This is a genomic window from Inquilinus sp. (genome assembly GCF_057815775.1).
Window position 1 is genome coordinate 1 of sequence record NZ_JBYRFX010000488.1, and the last position, 1636, is coordinate 1636.

Genomic DNA, 1636 nt, shown 5'->3' on the forward strand with positions numbered 1-1636 from the left:
GAACTGGACGATGGTCTGGATGTACTTGCCCTTGGCCTGCAGGTCGACGGTGTGGTCGTAGAACCCGACCACGCCCTGCACGGCGCCGGCGATCAGCTCGTTCTCGGCCTCGACGCCGGCGCGGCTGTTCAGCAGCTCGACATCCAGGCCCTCGTCCTTAAAGTAGCCCAGCTGCTGGGTCAGCACGGCCGGCAGGTAGATCTGCTTTTCCATGCCGCCGACGATGATGGTGATCTTGTCCTCGGCCAGGGCCGCACCGGATGTCGCCAGCACGGCGCCGAAGGCCAGTGCGCAGGCGATGCTTCTCGAGCGTTGGCGAACCATCGTGTCTCCTCCCGATCTCTCATTGGCGGCCCGGACCATCCGGACCGGCGCTATCGCGGAGCCTGCTTGGGCCGGCCCCCGAAACGCGATGGCGACAAAGTGACGGCACGAAGCTTTCAGTCAGCTTTCATAGGGCCAGGATATCGGATCGGCAACGATCCGCCCCTGTTTCGGCACGGATCGTTGCTGCGACCCGATCAGCCGGCGTCCGGAGAATCGTCCTTCAACAGGGCCGCGACCTCGGGGTGGCCGAAATGCTCGGCCCAGCCGAGCGGCGTGCTGTCATAGGTCCGGTCCTTGAGGCTGAGGTCGGCGCCCCGCTCCAGCAGCAGCCGAGCGGCTTTGGGGTCATTGGCCCAGCCGGCGACCATGTGCAGCGGGGTGACGTCGGCGGTGTCGCCCCACACGGCGCGGCGATCGACATCCGCCCCCTGCCCGAGCAGCCAGTCCACCACCTCCGCGTGATGGTTCAGCAGCGCCCAGTGCAGGGCCGCACCGTTGTGCGGCACGCCGTCGATATCTGCGCCGTGGGCCAGCAGCGCCGCCATCGCCGCGATCCGGCCGCTGCGCGCGGCCCAGGTCAGGGCCTCGTCCAGGATCTCCTGCGGTGCATCGGTCATGTGCCATTCCGGGAAGCCGCTGTGCGGCCGGTAGAAGCCGCGATGATGGCCGGCCTCCGGCCGCAGCGCGCCTGCCCCATCGAAGAACAGCGCGATCAGGTCGGTCCGGCCAAGCCCGGCGGCGATGCGGAGATTCAGGGGCACGACCAGCTCGGTCGCCAGCCGTTCGGCCATCGCCGCATGGCCCCAGAACAGCGCCACCGCCAGCGGTGTGCCGCCATCGCCATAGGCCTCCGCCTCGACCGAGCCGCCGGCCGTGATCAACCGGTCGAGCAATGCAAGGCGGGCCTCAAGGGCGTCACGGTCGCCGCCACAGGCGATGTCGTGCAGCGGCGTCCAGCCCTTGTCGTTGGCCAGCGACGGATCGGCGCCGGCATCGAGCAGGTCGCCGGCCAGGACCAGGCGGTTTATCGAGATGGCCAGCATCAGCAGCCGGTTGCCATTGGTGCCCTTGGCATTGACCAGCCTGGGATGCGCCGCCAGCACGGCCGCCAGCGCCGCGCGGTCATCACCGCGGATTGCCACGAAGGCGGTGCGGAACGGCTCCTCCGCCCGGCCGGCCTTCATCGCCTCGATCCGGTCGGCGAAACCGGCCCAATCGGCGAAGCCATGGGCGCGGGCGACGATCAGCTCGGCATCCTCCTGGCCCAGATCGGCGGCGCGGATCTCTGCCTCCGACGCGGCGGCGAATC

2 protein-coding genes are annotated in these 1636 nt (G+C 69.3%); both read right to left on the minus strand.

Annotated elements, in window-relative coordinates:
- Positions 1-324 (minus strand): ABC transporter substrate-binding protein (locus AC3XYG_RS17300; RefSeq protein ID WP_489141094.1); only part of this gene is annotated, 324 nt, incomplete at its 3' end.
- Positions 325-521: 197 nt separating this feature from the next.
- Positions 522-1636: ankyrin repeat domain-containing protein (locus AC3XYG_RS17305; protein ID WP_489141095.1), on the minus strand; the 1115-nt coding region annotated here is incomplete at its 5' end.